The sequence below is a fragment of the Pseudarthrobacter sp. 01T43 genome, assembly GCF_056398665.1.
This window is the reverse complement of the sequence record NZ_JBFTPV010000001.1, coordinates 13,872-31,388: the sequence shown is the minus strand read 5'-3', so window position 1 is coordinate 31,388 and position 17,517 is coordinate 13,872. Positions and strand designations below refer to the sequence as shown.

Sequence of the window (17,517 nt, the reverse complement as noted above, 5' to 3'; positions counted from 1 at the left end):
CGATTTTCGCCATGGGGACACCCGAATGCTTCATCGTTCGGCAGCGGTGTCGCCATGGTGCAGTGCCAGTCCCGTTCTGCCAAATTCCCGTCGTCGCGTATTCGCCATCACCGGCGCGGCCGTTGCCCTGGCCGGCGGAGCCACTTGGTGGACGATAGCCGCAAACGGGGCCTCGACCGCCCCCGCAGGGTCCGTTCTGGGCACCAGCACCCGGAAGAGGTTCTCACCATCGCTGAGGATCCGGACGGCGCCCGGGACAGCCCCGGCCAGGCGGGCCTCTACCACTCTGCGTTCCTCTACGAGGACAGGGCCTCACTCGCCGCCGTCCTCGCCAAGGTCGCTCACGCCGCGCCGGGCAGCTTCCAGGGGAGCGCGGACCATGCCGTCAGCCTGGCCTTCTACCTGGGCGACCCGGACGGGAACGGCATTGAAGTCTACATCGACCGGCCCGCCCGTGAGTGGACGTGGAAGGACGGCAAGGTCACCATGGGCTCAGCACCATTGGACCCGAACGCATTCATCCGCGAACACCTTGGCGCAGGAACAGCTTCGGACCCAAAGGTGGGACACGTGCATCTGCGCGTCGGCGACCTCGACCGGGCGCGGGCCTTCTACTCGGATACCCTGGGATTCGCCGTCACCGCCGAAACGAACGGGGCGGTGTTCTTCGCCGCAGGCGGCTACCATCACCACATCGGCACCAACACGTGGACGAGTAAGGACGCCGGGCCGCGCACCAACGAACTCGGCCTTGGATCCTTCACGGTGCGGGTTGGCAGCACGGAAGAACTCGCTGCCGTCGAATCCCGCCTGGACGCGGCCGGGATCGACCATCAGCGGGTTGAGGGAAGTACCGTCACCGAGGACCCGTGGGGAAACGCCGTCACCCTGGCAGTCCGATAGGTGGGTGCCGGTCACCCCTGTTATCGACGCATAATCTGCGCGCTAACCACCACCCCGGGCCGGGCCGCCCCGTCAGGAATGCCTCCCGCAGGGGGGTAATGATGCGCACCACGGTTCTGCGGGCCTCGTTCCGTCCTACTGGAACATGATGGTGACGCGGATGGGGAGGTTATCCCCCCAGTCCACATGACCCCTGACCAGAACGCGGTCATTTTCCGGAACGACGTTCTGAATTATCATGGTCGCATCGCCAAGCTTCGGGTTGGCATTCTCGTCGAGCTCGGTGACGGAAGCGACCACGTTGTTGTCGGGCGTTATTCCAGGTGCATCAATTGCGACCAGGAACCGACCGTAAGCTTCCAGGTTGACGCGGCGTGACCCTGTGGCTGCTGCAGTTACTGGCATTGCTGCTCGTTTCAACGTAGGCCCGGTTACTGGCCTGTTTCGTTCTTGAGCGGTTGCCCAAGGGTTGAAGCAGACCAGCTGACACGTTACGGGGCCGTTACTGCCCGGACCTTATCCCCATGACTTCCTGGGCGCCGTGCTCGAAGTCCTCGGGTCCTCAGGCCTCACCGGGATGTTGCGCCGACTGAAAGCCGGGTAGCGCAGGCAGGAGTGTCGCCCAGGATAGTGCTGAAAAGTGTCAGACACGTTGGGAATTAAAGGAAAAAGCGGGGAATGCCTAAGATTCCCCGCTTGTCCATAAGCCAGCGAAAAACCCCCTAAAAACCGTGGTTTCTAGGGGGTTTGTCCCGAGCTTCCTATCAGAATCGAACTGATGACCTTTTCATTACGAGTGAAACGCTCTACCGACTGAGCTAAGGAAGCACCGCATGGAATCTCCCGGCGTAACCGGGCGGTTCATGCAAGAGTCAACTGTAATAGAGTCGCGCCGTCCGGGTCAAAATGGGACCCGGCGCGCGGCTCAGCAGACCGTGTTGTCGGCAGGAACCTTGCCCTCCACGAGGTAGCTGTCCACCGCATTCTCAAGGCAGCTGTTCGCCCGCCCGTACGCAGTATGGCCCTCACCCCGCCACGTCATCAGCGAAGCGTTGCCCAGCTGTTTGCGGAGGGATGCCGCCCATTCCACCGGGGTTGCCGGGTCTCCGGTGGTCCCGATGACAACGATGGGGGACCCGCCGGTGTATTCGACCTGGGCGGGGGTCCGCACGTTCTTGTATGGCCAGTCCGCGCAGTTGGTGCCGCCATAGGCGAAGAAATAGCCGAGGGTCGGTGAAGCCTGCCGCAGCCGCTGGTCTTCGGCACGCATGGACGCCGTGTCGGAGACCATGGGGTAGTCCAGGCAGTTGATGGCGCTGAAGGCGAAGGTGGAGTTGGAGGTGTATTTCCCGTTGGAGCCGCGGTCTGCGCCAAGATCCGCCAGCCGCAGCATCAGGCTCACGTCACCCGTCGCAGCGGCTGCCAGCGCCTGGGTCAAGGCGGGCCAGCTCTGGTCGTTGTAGAGAGGCGTGATCAGGCCACTGACGAACATTGTGGCGTTGACGGTGCGGCCGTCCTTCGCCTGCCGCGGACTCTCCTGGACAGAGTTGATAAGGCCGCGGATCTGCTGGACACCGCTGTCCACGCCGCCGCTGAGGGGGCAGCCGTCTTTGCGGAGGCAATCGGCCACGTAGGACCTGATGGCCTTCTCGAAGGCAACGGCCTGGCCCATCGTCAGTTCCTCATTGCTGATGGACGGATCCAGGGCTCCGTCCAGAACCATCCGGCCCACGTTGTTCGGGAACAGCGACGCGTAGGTGGAGCCGAGGAAGGTGCCGTAGGAGTAGCCGAGGTAATTAAGCTTGGTGTCGTTCACCACAGCCCGGAGGATGTCCAGGTCCTTGGCCGCGCTGATGGTGTCGATGTGGCCGAGGGAGGGTCCGGTTTGTGCGGCGCACTGCTCGGCGATGGCTTTGTTGTCCGCCAGCACAGTGGCCAGTCCGGCGTCTGTTTCCAGGTCATAAATCTTGGCCCTCTCCGCGTCCCGCTCTTCATCCGTCATGCACGTCACGGGGGAGGAGCGTTTGACGCCCCGCGGATCGAAGCCAACGAGGTCGTAGTTCGCCCGAACGGACTGGGAAAAGTGCGTCCCGGCGGCGTCTTTGACGAAGTCGTAGCCGGAGCCGCCCGGGCCGCCCGGATTGACCAGTAGGCTGCCGGTCTTCTTGCCGGTGCTGGGAGCCCGCAGGGCAGCGAGCTGGATCTTGTCTCCGCCGGGATTCGCGTAGTCCATCGGCACGGATACCTTGGCGCACTGGAAGCCGTTTTCACACGGTTCCCACACGACTTCCTGCGAATAGAAGGAATCGAGCCCGGCGGGGGCGGAAGCCACAATGGCGGGATCCGCCTTGCCCGTGGCGGGCGCTTCCTCGGCCTTGTTACCGCCGATGAGGCTGCACGATGCCAGTGTCAGGGCCAGAACCAGGGCGCCGGCAGCCCGCAGTCCACTCCCCAGGGATCGGGAGCGTGCGGGCAGGGGGCGAGCAGTCATTCGAGAGGTCTCCTTGGAAGGGCTAGATCAGGCTGGCTGCCATGGACTCAATGGTCAACAGCGGAGCAACGTTGGTGGTGGTGATGCGTTGGCGGGCTTTGTTGATGGCGTCCATGCGGGCAAGCGTGGTCTCCGGAGCGGACCTGCCGGCGAATTCTTCCAGTTCGCTCCTGAGTTCAACGTTCACCAGCTCCACACTGTTCCCCAGTTGAATAATCAGCACGTCCCGGTAAAAGGAAAGCAGGTCCGTGAGGGTCCGGTCCAGTGAATCGGTGATGGACCGCTTGGCCCTGCGTTTTTGGTCCTCTTCCAACTGCCTGATCTGGCTCCGCATGGCCGGGGGCATCGTCCCGGACTCCGGGGCACCCAAGGTGGCAAGCAGCGCAGCCTTCTCGGCGGCGTCGCGCTCCTCATTGGAACTGTTGGCTTCGGCGGTGGCGATCTTCACGAGCTTGTCCGCCATCATGACCGCCGCGGTGACGCCGCGCAGCCCCAGCGGAAACCTTACGGTTTCCAGCCTGCGTTCCCGCGCCTCGGGATCCCGTGCCAGGCGGCGGGCAATCCCCACATGGCTTTGCGCGGCGCGGGCCGCGCGTTCGGCGAGGGCCGGTTCCACGCCGTCGCGCTTCACCAGCAAAGCCGCGACGTCGGCGGCCGGCGGTAAGCGCAAGGCCACGGCACGGCAGCGGGACCGGATGGTCACCAGCACGTCGGCGGGCGATGGCGCGCACAGCATCCAGATGGTCCGCGGAGTGGGTTCCTCGATGGCCTTCAGCAGGACGTTGGTGGTGCGTTCGGCCATCCGGTCCGCGTCTTCGACCACGATGATCCGCCAACGCCCTGAGGACGGACGGTTGCCCGCCGTGGACACCAGATCGCGCGCCTCGTCGATGGTGATGGTGACCTTCTCAGTCCGGACGAACGTCACGTCCGAATGCGTCTCGCCGAGGATGGTCTGGCAGGCGTGGCACTCGCCACAGCCGCGCCGGGTCACATCCTCCTGGTCGCAGTTGAGGGCCGCGGCGAACGCCTTAGCGGCGTTGGAACGCCCGGAACCGGGCGGGCCGGTAAACAGCCAGGCATGGGTCAGGCCCTCGCCCAGGGTCGCCTGCCGCAACTGTTCGACGACGGCGGGCTGGCCCTGGAGATCGTCCCATACCGTCACGCGGCACCCCGCGAAGTCGCGAGCAGCGAGTCGATGCTGGCCAGGATCTGCGCCGCGAGGTCGGGGACGGGCAGGTGGGCAGGCAGGACAAGGTACGTGTCCGGGCGGCTGGCGGCCAGCTCGAGGAAGGCGTCACGGATGGTGGAGTGGAACTCATCAGCTTCGGATTCCAGCCGGTCTTCCGCGGCGGCGCCGGCAGTCCGCCTGCGCCGGCCAACAGCCGGATCCACGTCCAACAACACCGTGAGATCAGGCTGCAGCCCCGAGGTGGCCCATTCATTGAGCGAACGGACTGCATCAGCACCCAGATCCCGCCCGGCTCCCTGATAGGCCACGGACGAGTCGATGTAGCGGTCAGTCAGGACAACTTCACCGCGCTTCAGTGCCGGCCGAATCACCTGGCTGGCGTGGGCGGCACGTGAGGCTGCAAAAATGAGGGCCTCGGTGTGGGCATCAATATGGCCATGGCCGTGGTCCAGGACCAAGGAACGCAGCTTTTCGCCGATGGGTGTCCCGCCCGGTTCCCGGGTCCGCAGGACGGTCAGGCCGCGGGATTCCAGGGCCTCGGCGAGCAAAGCCGCCTGCGTTGACTTCCCGGCGCCGTCACCGCCCTCAAAGGCGATGAAAAGTCCGGGGCTGTTGGTGGTGGTCACTGCTCCAGCCTACCGACTTCAGCGGTCCGCGCGCGTCAAAGTACGCTTTGACCATGAGCCTCACGGAACAGTACGCAGCGTCCCTCTCCGCCGAAACCGTGGTGGTCGCCGCCGGCCGGCCGCCGCGTGAGCACGACGAACCGGTCAACGCACCCATCGTGCTGTCCTCGACGTATTTCGGCACGGGATCGCTGGGCGCCGGCGACCGCGGCTACGGGCGCTACGCCAACCCCACCTGGGATCCCTTCGAACAGGCTCTTGGCCAGCTGGAAGGCTCCGCACTGCCCGGCCTGCTCTACGCATCGGGTCTGGCAGCCGTGAGTTCCGCCCTGTCGCTGCTGCCGGCCGGCGGGGTTCTGGTGATGCCCTCGCACAGCTACGCGGGTTCCCTGGTGATGGCCAGCGAGTTGGCGCAAAAAGGGTTCCTTGAGCTCCGGACCGTGGACATCGCGGACACGGACGCGGTCAAAGAACAGCTGGCCCCGCAGGGACCGGGCGCCAAAGCCGCGAGGATGCTGTGGCTGGAAAGCCCCACCAACCCGATGCTGGGAATCGCCGATATCCGCGAACTGACCGCCGCAGCCCACGCGGCTGGTGCCATTGTGGTTACGGACAACACCTTCTCCACCCCCTTGGTCCAGCAGCCACTGGCCCTCGGCTCTGACGTGGTGTTGCATTCGGTGACCAAATACCTGGCCGGCCATTCCGACGTCGTGCTCGGCGCCCTGGTGACCTCAAACCCGGACATCCGGGCGGCGCTGCTGCATAACCGCACCATCCACGGCGGGATCGCCGGCCCCTTCGAGGCCTGGCTGGCGCTGCGCGGACTCCGGACCCTGGCACTGCGCGTGGAACGGTCCCAGGCGTCAGCGGCAGTCCTGGCCGAACGCCTCAACGAGCATCCCTTGGTCGAATGCATCCGGTTCCCCGGGCTTTCCGCCGACCCCGGGCACGAACGTGCGAAGTCCCAGATGAAGGGCTTCGGATCGGTCGTGTGCGTGCAGATCGCGCCGGTTGGCGGCCTGGACGGAGCCGGCGCTGCGGACAAGCTGGTGCGGGCCCTGCAGCTCTGGCTGCCTGCGACCTCCTTGGGCGGCGTCGAGTCACTGATCGAGCGGCGCCGCCGGCACGCCGCGGAGCCGCTCAGCGTTCCGGAGAACCTGGTGCGCCTGAGCGTGGGCATCGAGAATGTTGAGGACCTCTGGGCTGATTTGAAGCAGGCGCTGGACTCGCTGGACCGTTAGGCTTGGACGGTGGACGGTGAACTGATTATTCGGCCTGTAGAGCAGGCAGTGTTTTTTATCCTTGCCCTGGTGGCACTGGGACTTGAGGCGTGGGCGCTGCTGGACTGTGTTCGCCACAAGTCCGCCGCCTTTGAAGCCACCGGCAAACGGACCAAGACGTTTTGGCTGGCTCTGACCGGCGGGGCCACTCTCATCGGAGTCATCTCCCTCCTCAGCAGCGGCGGCATCTTCGGCACCCTCGGCCTGTTCGGGCTGGCTGCCGTGGTGGCCGCTTCCGTCTACCTCGCCGACGTCCGCCCCGCCGTCAAGGACGCGGGCCGCGGCGGCAGCCGCAACACCGGACCCTACGGCTGGTGAGTGGCTGGCGCCACTGCTTCCCAGTCCACGGTCAGTTCACCCAGGCGCCACCGCGACGGGCCGTCCTGAACCGGCCACCCGCCGTCGCGCAGTGCCTTGCACATCGCCTGCCAGCGCTGCCTGTTGCCGAACGAGGCCAGCGGCGCTGATTCCAGCCAAGCACGGTCCATGGCCTGCATCAGCCGGTGCACCGGTTCGCCGGGGACGTTGCGGTGGATGAGGGCCTTCGGCAGGCGCTCGGCAATGTCCGAGGGCAGGTCGAAGCTGCCGAACCGCACGGACATGCTCAGGGACAGCGGCCGTTTAGCGTCGAGGGCAATCCAGGTCACCCGGCGGCCGATCTCATCGCACGTACCGTCAACAAATAGGCCGCCGGGGGAGAGCCTGCCCTGGACCAGCCGCCAGATTCCCGCAACGTCAGCCTCTTCGTACTGCCGCAGGACGTTGAAGGCACGGACCAGGACAGGCTGCCCGGGCACGGGCAGTTCAAAGCCGCCCACCTGGAAGCTAAGTCCCGGCCGTTCCAGCGCCTTGGCTGCACGGACCCGTTCCGGTTCGATCTCGATCCCGCAGACCCGCACGTCCGGCCGGGCGGCGCGGAGCCGGTCAAAAAGTTCGACGGCGGTGGCTGGCGTTGCGCCGTAGCCCAGGTCGATCACCAAAGGGTCTTCGGCGGCGCGCAGCCGCCAGGCCTGAGGTCCCGTGAGCCAGCGGTCCACCCGGCGCATCCGATTCGGGTTGGTGGTGCCGCGGGTGACGTTTCCCACCGGCTTGCCGCCCCGGTTTGGGGAACCGCTCACCCGTTCAGCTTTTTGCACCACGGCCCAACCCTATCTTCGTAACGCAAAACCGGCTGCAGCGCGCCTCGGCTAGGATGAAAATCATGACTTACAAGCTGATTCTGCTGCGCCACGGCCACAGCGAATGGAACGCCAAGAACCTGTTCACCGGCTGGGTGGACGTTGACCTTAACGACCAGGGGCGCGAGGAAGCGGCCCGCGGCGGTGAGCTCCTGGTGGAGAACAACATCCTCCCCGACGTCCTCTACACGTCGCTGCTCAAGCGCGCCATCAACACGGCGAACATCACGTTGGACAAGGCGGACCGCGGGTGGATCCCCGTCAAGCGCGACTGGCGCCTGAACGAACGCCACTACGGCGCACTGCAGGGCAAGGACAAGGCCCAGACCCTGGCCGAGTTCGGCGAAGAGCAGTTCATGGAATGGCGCCGCAGCTATGACACTCCGCCGCCGCCCCTGTCGGATGACAGCGAGTTTTCCCAGGCCCACGATCCGCGCTACGCGGACCTCGGCGACGCCCTGCCGCGCACCGAGTGCCTCAAGGACGTCCTGGTCCGCCTCCTGCCGTACTGGGAATCTGACATCAAGGAAGACCTCAAAGCCGGCAAGACTGTCCTGGTCACCGCCCACGGCAACTCCCTGCGCGCCCTGGTCAAGCACCTGGACGGCATCAGCGACGACGCCATTGCCAGCCTGAACATCCCCACCGGGATCCCGCTGGTCTACGACCTCGACGAGAACTTCCAGCCCATCAAGCCGGGCGGCACGTACCTGGATCCCGACGCCGCGGCCGAGGCCATCCTGGCCGTGGCGAACCAGGGCAAGAAATAAGGCAAAAGCAGCTATCACGACGGGGTGAAGTTTGGGCTACAGGCCCTGTGGCTGCCATTCGCCGGTCACCAGGTAGGTGACCTTGCGGGCCACGGAGACGCCGTGGTCGGCGAACCGTTCGAAGTAGCGGCTTGCGAGGGCAACGTCCACAGTGGTGGCGGGGGACTCAGCCCAATCCGGGGAAGCGATGGCCTTGAAGACGCTCAGGTGAAGGTCGTCGATGGTGGTGTTGGCCTTCAGGATGTCGCGCGCCACTTCGAGGTCCCGGGTTTCCAGGAGTACGGTGAGCTTGTCCACGATCAGCTGGTCCAGTTCGGCCATCTTCTTGAACGTTTCCGCCATGGATGCGGGGATGACGGTGGACGGGAAGCGCAGCCGGGCCAGCTGGGCGACGTGCCGGGCAAGGTCGCCCATCCGCTCCAGCGAGGCGCTCATCCGAAGCGAGCCGACGATCATGCGGAGGTCGCTGGCTACCGGACCCTGCAAGGCGAGAATGTCGATGGCGCGTTCGTCCAGGCTGTTCTGCAGGAAATCGATGCGGGCGTCAGCCGCGATGACGTCTTCCGCCAGGTCAACGTCTGCAACCTCGAAAGACGTGGTGGCCTTCTCCATTGCCTCACTGACCAACTTGGAAATCTCAACCAGCTGCTCACCGACCTGGGTCAGCTCTTCCTGAAAAACCTTACGCACGGGGGCGTCCTTTCTCTGGAATCCCGCCCCAATGGCAGACGGAATTCATGTCGCCGTTCGGCACTCTAACCCGTAACTCTGCCAGCGTGCGGTGAACGAACAGTCTCTTGTAAATGAACGTTAGCTGAACCGTCTGTGCAACGGCCCCGGACGCACCGGCAAGCCACTGATCTCAGCATAAGCTGGAGCTGTGGATCCTATGCTTATCGGTGTCATCGCGGGCCTCGTCGGCCTGGCGCTCGGCACCTTTGGCGTGCTCGCATTCAGGGTCAGTGAAAAGCAGCGCCAATTTGTCGACGTCGACATGGACGAGCCTTCCCTGCCGAAAGGCGCAGCGGAGGTACTGGCTGTGGTTGGCCGGGCGTTTGTAGTGGTGGACGCCGTTGACGGAGTAGTACGAGCCAGCCCCGCGGCGTACGCCTATGGCCTGGTACGCGGCCACACGGTGGTCCACAAGGAGTTGCTGGACATGACAGCCGGGGTTCGCCGCGACGGCGTGATTCTGGAGAAAAAGCTCGAGCTCCCGCGGGGCCCGCTGGGCCAAGGCACTATCATTGTGCAGGTACGTGCGGCCATGCTCGGGGAGGAGTACATCCTCCTGCTGGCCGACGACCGCACAGAGATCACCCGCACGGAGGAGATCCGCAACGACTTCGTTGCCAACGTATCCCATGAGCTGAAGACCCCGGTGGGGGCGATTTCCCTGCTGGCCGAGGCGTTGGAATCCTCGGCGGATGACGAACAGGCCGTCCGCCGGTTCGCCAAGCGGATGCACAAGGAATCAGCCCGGCTGGCCGCCCTGGTCCAGGACATCATCGAGCTCTCCCGGCTCCAAGGCGCGAGCGTGTCCCAAGGGGGCAGCGCCGTGGACATTAACGCTGTCATCGCCGAAGCCGTGGACCGTTCCCAGCTGCCGGCTGAGAGCAAGAAAATCCAGATCGTTGTCGGCGACCACGTAGACGCCACAGTGTTTGGTGACCGGGACCTGCTGGTTACTGCGCTGCGGAACCTGATCGATAACGCCATTCGCTATTCGCCGGAAAACACCAAGGTGGGCGTGGGTGTCCGGTCAAAGGACGGACTCATCGCCGTCTCCGTCACGGACCAGGGTGAGGGGATGACCCCGGAGGACCAGGAGCGGGTCTTTGAGCGCTTCTACCGTGTGGACGCAGCACGGTCCCGCCACACTGGCGGCACCGGCCTGGGCCTGAGCATCGTCAAGCACGTTGCATCGAACCATGGCGGTGAGGTGACGTTGTGGTCCCGGCCCGGCCAGGGTTCCACCTTCACCCTGAGGCTTCCCGAGATGGAGAGCCAGGACGAACCCGATACTCCAGTTGTCAAAGATCGAGCCGTACCCGAGCGTGTCAAAGAGCGAGGCGTACATGAGCAAGGAGCCAGCGCTTGAGCAGGATTTTGATTGTCGAGGACGAAGAGTCGTTCAGCGACCCGTTGTCCTATTTGCTGGGCAAGGAAGGTTTCGAAGTCGAGGTGGTGGATAACGGCCTCGACGCGATCACCGAGTTCGACCGGAACGGGGCGGACCTGGTCCTCCTGGACCTGCAGCTGCCCGGCCTGTCCGGAACGGAAGTCTGCCGCCAGTTGCGCCAGCGTTCCGGTGTTCCGGTCATCATGCTGACGGCCAAGGACTCGGAGATTGACAAGGTGGTGGGCCTCGAACTGGGGGCCGATGACTATGTCACCAAGCCATATTCTTCCCGGGAGCTGGTGGCCCGGGTGCGGGCCGTCCTCCGCCGGCAGGGGGAGCCGGAGGAGCTGATCTCTGCCACGGTCCAGGCAGGACCCGTCCGCATGGACATTGAACGGCACGTGGTCAGCGTGGACGGGGAGCAGGTCCTCCTGCCGTTGAAGGAATTCGAGCTGCTGGAAATGCTGCTGCGAAATTCCGGCAGGGTGCTGACCCGCGGCCAGTTGATCGACAGGGTCTGGGGATCCGACTATGTGGGGGACACCAAGACCCTGGATGTGCACGTCAAGCGGCTGCGCGGCAAGATCGAGCCGGACCCGTCAGCGCCGCGCTACCTGGTGACGGTCCGGGGCCTCGGCTACAAGTTCGAGCCGTAGGCCTGGCGCGGCCGGCAAACGCCAAAACCGGCCGGCAAACGCCAAAGGAGGGTCTCCCCCGGGGGAGACCCTCCTTTGGCGTTTGCTGTTGTCGCTTTGCTGCGGTTGCCTAGTGCGCTGCCGCTGAGGCGCTTGCCGACACCGACGGCGACGGCGTGGGTGAAGCGGATCCGGTCGGCTCGCTGCCGGCCGGGAGGTAGTCCTTGTACTCGGGCAGCGTGGCGTCCAGGACCGGCATCTTCAAGGTTTCAGTGACGTTGGTGCCGTCCTCGGCAACCTTGATGTCCACGAGGGAACCTGGGATTCCGCCGCTCGTGCTGAGGATGGCCGCGTCCGTGGAGCTGTTAAGCAGGGTGTAGGAGTTGGCCTTCACCGGTACCTGGGTCTGTGAACCCTTGGCGCCGTTGACCGTGAGCTTCACATCCTTCGAGGAAGAGTTGTAGACGGCACCGATCAGCCGGCCCGGCTTGTCCTCGCCGGCAGAGACGATCAGCATGTTCCGCAGCTGCAACGGCCCCAGATCGGCGCGGATGCCGTCTGAGGAGGAGTACTGGTGAGTGGTCTGCTGGGGGGTGATGTAGCCGCAGCCAGTCATCGTCGCCAAGCCCAGGGCCAGAACTCCTGCCGCCAGTGCCAGTTTGCCGCTCTGGGCCCGGTTCATCGCAGTGAAACGCACGTCACGTACTCCTCGAGAGTGTGGAAACATTAATCAGCCATAGCCTAGCGGCAAACAGGCCCAAACGAGGATTCCGTCCGGTCATATTGTCCTTGGCAGCAGGCCCCTCATGCACTATTATCTGCATCCGTCAAGGGGTCGCAGGGGGTCGATTCCGGTCATTTTCCGCGTATTTACGGGGTTCCTGGCCCAGTTCCGGGCCAGTCATATGCCTTAATCGTGATAAACTGGATGCCGGGAAAGGGGAATGTTTACATGGTATTTGAGGTCGGCGAGACAGTAGTTTACCCTCACCACGGTGCTGCAAAAATTGAAGAAATCAAGATGCGCACTGTCAAGGGCGAAGAGAAGATGTATCTCAAGCTCAAGGTGGCTCAGGGTGATCTGACCATTGAAGTTCCAGCAGAGAACGTTGACCTTGTTGGGGTCCGTGACGTAGTGGGCAAGGAAGGACTGGAGCACGTATTCGACGTGCTCCGTGCCGAGTTCACTGAAGAACCCACCAACTGGTCACGCAGATACAAGGCAAATCTGGAGAAGCTTGCTTCCGGTGACGTCATCAAGGTAGCAGAGGTCGTCCGTGACCTCTGGCGCCGGGATCACGATCGGGGCCTTTCCGCAGGTGAGAAGCGCATGCTGGCCAAGGCACGGCAGATTCTGATTTCAGAACTTGCTCTGGCTGAAAAGACTGATGAAGAGAAGGCGGCAAGCGTTCTCGACGAGGTCCTGGCTTCCTAAGAATTGAGCCCCGGGGGTGCGCAAGCACCTCCGGGGTTTCTTTTTGCCCATTTCCGGCCGGTCCCGCCGGCCGCAACCGATCCCGCCGCGAGGCTGCTCCGTACGGGCCGGGTGGGACGTAGGCTAGACGCCATGAACAACGGACTGCGCCGCCCCGTCACCGCCGTCATCCTTGTGGCCGCCGGTTCCGGCGAACGGCTTGGCTACGGAATGCCGAAAGCCGCTGTGCCTCTTGGCGGCGAGCCCATCCTGATGCATGCGCTCCGCGGCGTCGTGGCCTCCGGCGTGTGCAGCCAGATATGCGTGGTGTTGCCGGCAGACGCTGACGGCCTCCACGCGCCTTTGGCGGAATTCCGCCAGGAACTGGCCGACGGCGGACCCCTCCTCACCCTCGTGGACGGCGGTGCCACGCGAGCGGACTCAGTGCGGGCAGGTCTCGGCGGCCTGATCGAGGGGATTGAAGCGGTGCTGGTCCATGACGCCGCCCGCGCGTTGACTCCCCAATCTGTCTTCCACCGGGTGGTCGACGCCTTGGCCGCCGGTGCCGTTGCAGTCATTCCGGCAGTTCCGGTCGTGGATACGGTCAAGACCGTCACCCGGACGACCGGCGATGACAGCGCCATCGCGCCGGAGCTTGTCACCGGAACCGCCCCGCGGGAGGAACTGCGCGCTGTCCAGACGCCCCAGGGATTCCGCCTGTCCACGTTGCTCCAGGCTCATCAGGCGGCCGCCCGGTTTGATGCAGCGCAGGCCGCCGCAGTCACCGACGACGCCATGCTGGTGGAACTTCTGGGAGTCCCCGTCCATGCCGTCCACGGCTCCACCCAGTCACTGAAAATCACCACACCCCTTGACCTGATCATTGCCGAGGGCCTGCTCGAAGGCCCGCTCGGCATCCGTTGGGTGGAAGGTTGAGCATGGAGGAAGCACAGATGATCCTGCCGCGCACCGGCATCGGTTTGGACGTCCACGCTTACGCCTCAGCGGAGAAACCCCGTCCGCTGTGGCTGGGCGGGCTGCTGTGGGAAGGCGAGCGCGGGCTTGCCGGGCACTCCGACGGTGACCCTGTGGCGCACGCCGCCGCCGACGCACTGTTCTCGGCCGCCGGCATCGGGGACCTGGGTACCCATTTCGGCACGGACCGCCCGGAGTTCGCCGGGGCGTCGGGAGTCACGCTCCTGGCGGAGGCGGCCAGGATTGTCCGGGCGGCAGGCTTTGAAATCGGCAACGTGGCGGTGCAGTTCGTGGCCAACCGGCCCAAGTTCGGGCCACGGCGGCAGGAGTCGCAGGACGTCCTGAGCGCGGCGGCGCAAGCCCCTGTCAGCGTCACCGCCACCACCAGTGACGGACTCGGTTTCACGGGCCGGGGCGAGGGGATTTCCGCCATTGCCACCGCTTTGGTGTATCCCAACCAACCGGACCGGATCGGCTAATCTGGAGCGGTGACCCTCCGTTTTTACGACACCGCATCCGCCGAAGTCCGCGACTTCGTTCCCCTCGTCCCGGGAAAGGTGAGCCTCTATTATTGCGGCGCCACGGTGCAGGGCATGCCGCACGTGGGCCACATCCGCTCAGCCATCGCCTTCGACCAGCTCACCCGCTGGCTCGAGTACCGCGGCCTGCGCGTTACGGCCGTCCGCAACGTCACGGACATCGACGACAAGATCCTCACCAAGTCCGCTGAGTCCTTCGAACCCGGCTTCGAGTGGGGGCCGGACACTGTCCGTGAGGAAGAATGGTGGGCGCTGGCCTACCGCTACGAGCAGGAATTCCTGAAGGCATACGACACGCTGGGCGTGTCCCGGCCCACCTACGAACCCCGTGCCACCGGCCATATTCCGGAGATGCATGCGCTGGTCCAGCAGCTGATCGACCGGGGGCACGCTTATCCAGCGCTGGATGATTCCGGCGACGTCTACTTCGACGTACGGTCCTGGGACAAATACGGGTCACTCACCCGCCAAAACATTGACGACATGCAGGGCACCCAGGACGCGGATCCCCGCGGCAAAAAAGACCCCCGCGACTTCGCCTTGTGGAAGGGCTCCAAAGCGGGAGAGCCGACGACGGCGAGCTGGGCTTCGCCTTGGGGTGCCGGTCGCCCGGGCTGGCACCTGGAATGCTCCGCCATGGTCACCAAATACCTCGGCACCGAGTTTGATATCCACGGCGGCGGACTGGATTTGCGATTCCCGCACCACGAAAACGAGATGGCGCAGTCGCAGGCGGCGGGGCACGGCTTCGCAAACTTCTGGCTGCACAACGGCATGGTCACCTACCAGGGTGAAAAAATGTCCAAGTCCATCGGCAACACCATCAGCCCCGCTGAAATGCTGGAGCTGGCCTCTCCGCGAGTGGTGCGGTATTACCTCGGCCAAGCGCACTACCGCTCAGTGCTGGACTACCGTCCCACGTCCCTCGAGGAAGCTGCCGCCGCCGTCGAACGCATTGACGGCTTCATCAGCCGGGCCGTCCGGGCACTGTCCCCGGGCGCACAATCCGCCGGGGGAAACTACACCTTCTCGACCTATGGCAAAGTGCCGGAGCCGTTCGAGCGTGCAATGGATGACGACCTCAACGTCCCGCAGGCCCTCGCAGTGCTCCATGAAACCGTCCGCGCCGGCAATACCGCTCTAACGGAGGAGCGAGGGGAGGACGCCCGGCAAGCGCTGCACGAGGTCCACGACATGCTGCGTGTCCTGGGCCTGAACGCGGTGGCAACCGGCACGGCAGCGGACACCCGGGAATCGGCTGCCCTCGCCGTGCTCGTCGAAGCCCAGCTCGCTGCCCGCGCGCAGGCCAGGGCCAGCAAGGACTGGGCCGCCTCGGACACTATCCGGGACACGCTCAAGGCGGCGGGAGTCGCCGTCCAGGACGGCCCCGACGGCGCCACCTGGAGCCTGCAGCGGGACTGACGCCAGAATTTTCGCCAAGGTCAGGCGATTTTACTTGATTCAGTAGACTGGTAAGCAGACTCAGTCAAACAATCAAGGGTGGAACTCTCATGGCCAACAACGGTCGCCGGTCGGTCAAAGCAAAGAAGGGGCCAACCATCGGAACCGGTGGCCACGGCCGCAAGGCCCTGGAAGGCAAAGGCCCCACGCCCAAGGCGGAGGACCGCCCTTACCACAAGGCGCACAAGAGCAAGCAGCTCGCGGAACGCTCTGCCGCCAAGCGCGGCACCGGTGCCCGCAGCGCCGGCGCAGCCCGCTCCGGTCCCAAGGGACGCGCCACCGAAGAAGTGGTCACCGGCCGCAACTCCGTGGTTGAAGCACTCCGTGCCGGCATCCCCGCAAAGGCCCTGCACATCGCCATCCGGATCGAGATGGATGACCGCGTCAAGGAGTCGCTGAAGATCGCCGCCGAGCGCGGCATCCCGCTGCTCGAGACCGGCAAGCCCGAACTGGACCGCATGACCGACGACGCCGTCCACCAGGGCCTCGTCCTGCAGATCCCGCCGTACGAATACCAGGACGCCTACGACCTGGCCGAGGAAACGGTGGACCGCTGGAAGAAGGGCCACGTTTCGAACGCGCCGCTGTTCGTGGCGCTGGACGGCATCACGGACCCCCGCAACCTGGGCGCGATCATCCGCTCCGTCTCCGCTTTCAGCGGCCACGGCGTCATCGTGCCGGAACGCCGTTCCGTGGGCGTCACTGCCTCGGCCTGGAAGACTTCCGCCGGTGCGGCGGTGCGCGTACCGGTAGCCCGTGCGGGCAACCTCAACAGCGCGCTGAAGCAGTTCAAGAACATGGGCATCTTTGTCCTGGGACTCGACGGCGACGGCGACGTCTCGCTGCCCGCCCTCACCCTCGGCACGGAACCCGTGTGCATCGTGGTCGGCTCCGAGGGCAAGGGCCTGAGCCGCCTGGTCCGCGAAAACTGCGACCAGATCGTCTCCATCCCCATTGACTCCGCCATGGAATCACTCAACGCCTCCATGGCCGTAGGCATCTCGCTGTACGAAATCTCCAGGCAGCGCTCCGCCAAGTAAATCGCTGGTGGGGTGGCGGCTCAGCCGCCGTCCTCCGCGTGCTGCTCCTTCGTCGCTCTGACGCACGCTTCCGGACACCGGCCTTCGCCCCCCGGTTAGAAGGTGCGGCGGTTGGCCAGCACCGGGAGCTTTTCGCGGGCTTCCTTAACCACGGCGGCGTCCAGGTCTGCGAACAGCAGTCCGGGGGCGCCGTCGAGCTCGTCCAGAACGTCCCCGAAAGGCGACACAACAGCCGAATGCCCCACGCCGGTGGGCGCGCCGTTCCTTGCCTCGACGCCCTGCGTGGTGGGGTCGCCCTGGCCGCAGGCGAGGACGTACGTGGTGGAATCCAGCGCCCGGGCCCGCGCCAAGAGCCGCCATTGGTCGACCTTGCCCGGACCGGAGGCCCAGGACGCGCAGATGATGTTGGCGTCCGCACCCCTTTCGGCGTTGGCCATGAAGAGGGCCGGAAAACGTATGTCATAGCAGGTGGCAAGGCCAAAGGTCAGGCCGCCCGCAGCGAATGTCACCGGTTCGGTGCCCGGGTCCACGGTGTCCGACTCCAGGAATCCGAACGCATCGAAAAGATGGACCTTGTCGTAGCTGGTTTCCACCCCGGGCCCGGTTGCGAGCAGGGTGTTGCGCACCTTTCCAGCGGAGCCGGGCGTGAACATGCCTGCCACCACCACGATCTCCAACGAGGCCGCCACGCTGCGCACACGGGAGGCCCACGGTCCGTCCAAGGGTTCGGCAATATTCAGCAGCGAGTTTCCGAACGCCCGCATGGACGCCTCCGGGAACACCACCATGTCCGCGCCGCCAGCCTTGGCCCTGTGCGCCTCCCGTTCCAGGATGGACAGGTTAGCGGCCAGGTCCCGGCCGCTGATGATCTGAGCCAGCGCAACCCGCACT

At 65.0% G+C, this 17,517-nt stretch carries 19 protein-coding genes and 1 tRNA gene; 11 read left to right on the top strand and 9 right to left on the bottom strand.

Going from position 1 to position 17,517, the window contains the following annotated elements; all coding sequences use genetic code 11:
- Window positions 1-147: 147 nt before the first annotated feature.
- Window positions 148-903 (top strand): VOC family protein, encoded by a 756-nt coding sequence (locus AC1DIM_RS00140; RefSeq protein ID WP_477708476.1) that lies wholly within the window; start codon window positions 148-150, stop codon window positions 901-903.
- A 135-nt stretch (window positions 904-1,038) separates the two neighbouring features.
- Here the strand turns inward: AC1DIM_RS00140 and AC1DIM_RS00135 are convergent, their stop codons facing one another.
- The 5 genes from AC1DIM_RS00135 to tmk form a co-directional block, all read right to left on the bottom strand.
- Complete coding sequence (locus AC1DIM_RS00135; protein WP_477708475.1) at window positions 1,039-1,308, bottom strand: hypothetical protein; 270 nt, start codon at window positions 1,306-1,308, stop codon at window positions 1,039-1,041.
- Window positions 1,309-1,658: 350 nt separating this feature from the next.
- Window positions 1,659-1,731, bottom strand: a tRNA-Thr gene (locus AC1DIM_RS00130).
- Window positions 1,732-1,828: 97 nt separating this feature from the next.
- Window positions 1,829-3,394: an alpha/beta hydrolase gene (locus AC1DIM_RS00125; RefSeq protein ID WP_477708474.1), complete on the bottom strand. Its 1,566-nt coding sequence runs from the start codon at window positions 3,392-3,394 to the stop codon at window positions 1,829-1,831.
- Window positions 3,395-3,416: 22 nt separating this feature from the next.
- Window positions 3,417-4,559 carry a DNA polymerase III subunit delta' gene (locus tag AC1DIM_RS00120; RefSeq protein ID WP_477708473.1) on the bottom strand — a complete coding sequence of 381 codons (1,143 nt, stop codon included), beginning with the start codon at window positions 4,557-4,559 and terminating at the stop codon, window positions 3,417-3,419.
- Window positions 4,556-5,212: a dTMP kinase gene (gene tmk / locus AC1DIM_RS00115; protein WP_477708472.1), complete on the bottom strand. Its 657-nt coding sequence runs from the start codon at window positions 5,210-5,212 to the stop codon at window positions 4,556-4,558. The genes AC1DIM_RS00120 and tmk overlap by 4 nt, the downstream gene beginning before the upstream one ends.
- 53 nt (window positions 5,213-5,265) lie before the next feature.
- Between tmk and AC1DIM_RS00110 the strand changes: the two genes are divergently transcribed.
- The gene (locus AC1DIM_RS00110; RefSeq protein WP_477708471.1) at window positions 5,266-6,456 is read left to right on the top strand and encodes a trans-sulfuration enzyme family protein; all 1,191 of its coding nucleotides are present in this window, start codon (window positions 5,266-5,268) and stop codon (window positions 6,454-6,456) included.
- A gap of 9 nt (window positions 6,457-6,465) precedes the next feature.
- Window positions 6,466-6,813, top strand: a complete 348-nt coding sequence (locus AC1DIM_RS00105; protein WP_477708470.1) for a DUF2516 family protein — start codon at window positions 6,466-6,468, stop codon at window positions 6,811-6,813.
- On the opposite strand, the gene AC1DIM_RS00100 is transcribed toward AC1DIM_RS00105, so the two are convergent.
- Entirely contained in the window at window positions 6,801-7,634 is an 834-nt protein-coding gene (locus AC1DIM_RS00100) for a class I SAM-dependent methyltransferase (protein ID WP_477708469.1), read from the bottom strand. The genes AC1DIM_RS00105 and AC1DIM_RS00100 overlap by 13 nt on opposite strands.
- A gap of 62 nt (window positions 7,635-7,696) precedes the next feature.
- Here AC1DIM_RS00100 and AC1DIM_RS00095 point away from each other — a divergent pair, with 62 nt between their 5' ends.
- Entirely contained in the window at window positions 7,697-8,443 is a 747-nt protein-coding gene (locus AC1DIM_RS00095; protein WP_477708468.1) for a phosphoglyceromutase, read from the top strand.
- 36 nt (window positions 8,444-8,479) lie between these two features.
- On the opposite strand, the gene phoU is transcribed toward AC1DIM_RS00095, so the two are convergent.
- The gene (gene phoU, locus AC1DIM_RS00090; protein ID WP_477708467.1) at window positions 8,480-9,133 is read right to left on the bottom strand and encodes a phosphate signaling complex protein PhoU; all 654 of its coding nucleotides are present in this window, start codon (window positions 9,131-9,133) and stop codon (window positions 8,480-8,482) included.
- A 199-nt stretch (window positions 9,134-9,332) separates the two neighbouring features.
- Between phoU and AC1DIM_RS00085 the strand changes: the two genes are divergently transcribed.
- Both AC1DIM_RS00085 and AC1DIM_RS00080 read left to right on the top strand, forming a co-directional pair.
- Entirely contained in the window at window positions 9,333-10,541 is a 1,209-nt protein-coding gene (locus tag AC1DIM_RS00085; RefSeq protein ID WP_477708733.1) for a sensor histidine kinase, read from the top strand.
- Window positions 10,538-11,218 (top strand): response regulator transcription factor, encoded by a 681-nt coding sequence (locus AC1DIM_RS00080; RefSeq protein WP_190990219.1) that lies wholly within the window; start codon window positions 10,538-10,540, stop codon window positions 11,216-11,218. Before AC1DIM_RS00085 ends, AC1DIM_RS00080 begins: the two co-directional genes overlap by 4 nt.
- 109 nt (window positions 11,219-11,327) lie before the next feature.
- Here the strand turns inward: AC1DIM_RS00080 and AC1DIM_RS00075 are convergent, their stop codons facing one another.
- A complete protein-coding gene (locus tag AC1DIM_RS00075; RefSeq protein WP_477708732.1) occupies window positions 11,328-11,879 on the bottom strand; it encodes a hypothetical protein in 552 nt (183 codons plus the stop codon).
- Between the two features lie 270 nt (window positions 11,880-12,149).
- Here AC1DIM_RS00075 and AC1DIM_RS00070 point away from each other — a divergent pair, with 270 nt between their 5' ends.
- The 5 genes from AC1DIM_RS00070 (at window position 12,150) to rlmB (ending at window position 16,626) form a co-directional block, all read left to right on the top strand.
- Window positions 12,150-12,632, top strand: a complete 483-nt coding sequence (locus AC1DIM_RS00070) for a CarD family transcriptional regulator (RefSeq protein WP_026266570.1) — start codon at window positions 12,150-12,152, stop codon at window positions 12,630-12,632.
- 132 nt (window positions 12,633-12,764) lie between these two features.
- Complete coding sequence (ispD, locus tag AC1DIM_RS00065) at window positions 12,765-13,547, top strand: 2-C-methyl-D-erythritol 4-phosphate cytidylyltransferase (protein WP_477708466.1); 783 nt, start codon at window positions 12,765-12,767, stop codon at window positions 13,545-13,547.
- Window positions 13,548-13,549: 2 nt separating this feature from the next.
- Window positions 13,550-14,065, top strand: coding sequence for a 2-C-methyl-D-erythritol 2,4-cyclodiphosphate synthase (ispF, locus tag AC1DIM_RS00060; protein ID WP_477708465.1), 516 nt, complete (start codon window positions 13,550-13,552; stop codon window positions 14,063-14,065).
- Window positions 14,066-14,074: 9 nt separating this feature from the next.
- On the top strand, window positions 14,075-15,547 hold the full coding sequence (cysS, locus tag AC1DIM_RS00055; RefSeq protein WP_477708464.1) for a cysteine--tRNA ligase: 1,473 nt from the start codon (window positions 14,075-14,077) through the stop codon (window positions 15,545-15,547).
- Window positions 15,548-15,636: 89 nt separating this feature from the next.
- Window positions 15,637-16,626 carry a 23S rRNA (guanosine(2251)-2'-O)-methyltransferase RlmB gene (gene rlmB, locus AC1DIM_RS00050; protein ID WP_190990216.1) on the top strand — a complete coding sequence of 330 codons (990 nt, stop codon included), beginning with the start codon at window positions 15,637-15,639 and terminating at the stop codon, window positions 16,624-16,626.
- Window positions 16,627-16,721: 95 nt separating this feature from the next.
- Here the strand turns inward: rlmB and AC1DIM_RS00045 are convergent, their stop codons facing one another.
- The gene (locus AC1DIM_RS00045; protein WP_477708463.1) at window positions 16,722-17,516 is read right to left on the bottom strand and encodes a carbon-nitrogen hydrolase family protein; all 795 of its coding nucleotides are present in this window, start codon (window positions 17,514-17,516) and stop codon (window positions 16,722-16,724) included.
- Between the last annotated feature and the right edge of the window lies 1 nt (window position 17,517).

Excerpts from the sequence above, each read along its gene's own strand:
- AC1DIM_RS00085 (WP_477708733.1), top strand. The coding sequence starts at position 9,333 with ATGCTTATCGGTGTCATCGCGGGCCTCGTCGGCCTGGCGCTCGGCACC.
- AC1DIM_RS00125 (WP_477708474.1), bottom strand. The coding sequence starts at position 3,394 with ATGACTGCTCGCCCCCTGCCCGCACGCTCCCGATCCCTGGGGAGTGGA.
- ispF (WP_477708465.1), top strand. The coding sequence starts at position 13,550 with ATGGAGGAAGCACAGATGATCCTGCCGCGCACCGGCATCGGTTTGGAC.
- AC1DIM_RS00075 (WP_477708732.1), bottom strand. The coding sequence starts at position 11,879 with ATGAACCGGGCCCAGAGCGGCAAACTGGCACTGGCGGCAGGAGTTCTG.
- AC1DIM_RS00135 (WP_477708475.1), bottom strand. The coding sequence starts at position 1,308 with ATGCCAGTAACTGCAGCAGCCACAGGGTCACGCCGCGTCAACCTGGAA.
- rlmB (WP_190990216.1), top strand. The coding sequence starts at position 15,637 with ATGGCCAACAACGGTCGCCGGTCGGTCAAAGCAAAGAAGGGGCCAACC.
- AC1DIM_RS00110 (WP_477708471.1), top strand. The coding sequence starts at position 5,266 with ATGAGCCTCACGGAACAGTACGCAGCGTCCCTCTCCGCCGAAACCGTG.
- ispD (WP_477708466.1), top strand. The coding sequence starts at position 12,765 with ATGAACAACGGACTGCGCCGCCCCGTCACCGCCGTCATCCTTGTGGCC.
- AC1DIM_RS00070 (WP_026266570.1), top strand. The coding sequence starts at position 12,150 with ATGGTATTTGAGGTCGGCGAGACAGTAGTTTACCCTCACCACGGTGCT.
- AC1DIM_RS00095 (WP_477708468.1), top strand. The coding sequence starts at position 7,697 with ATGACTTACAAGCTGATTCTGCTGCGCCACGGCCACAGCGAATGGAAC.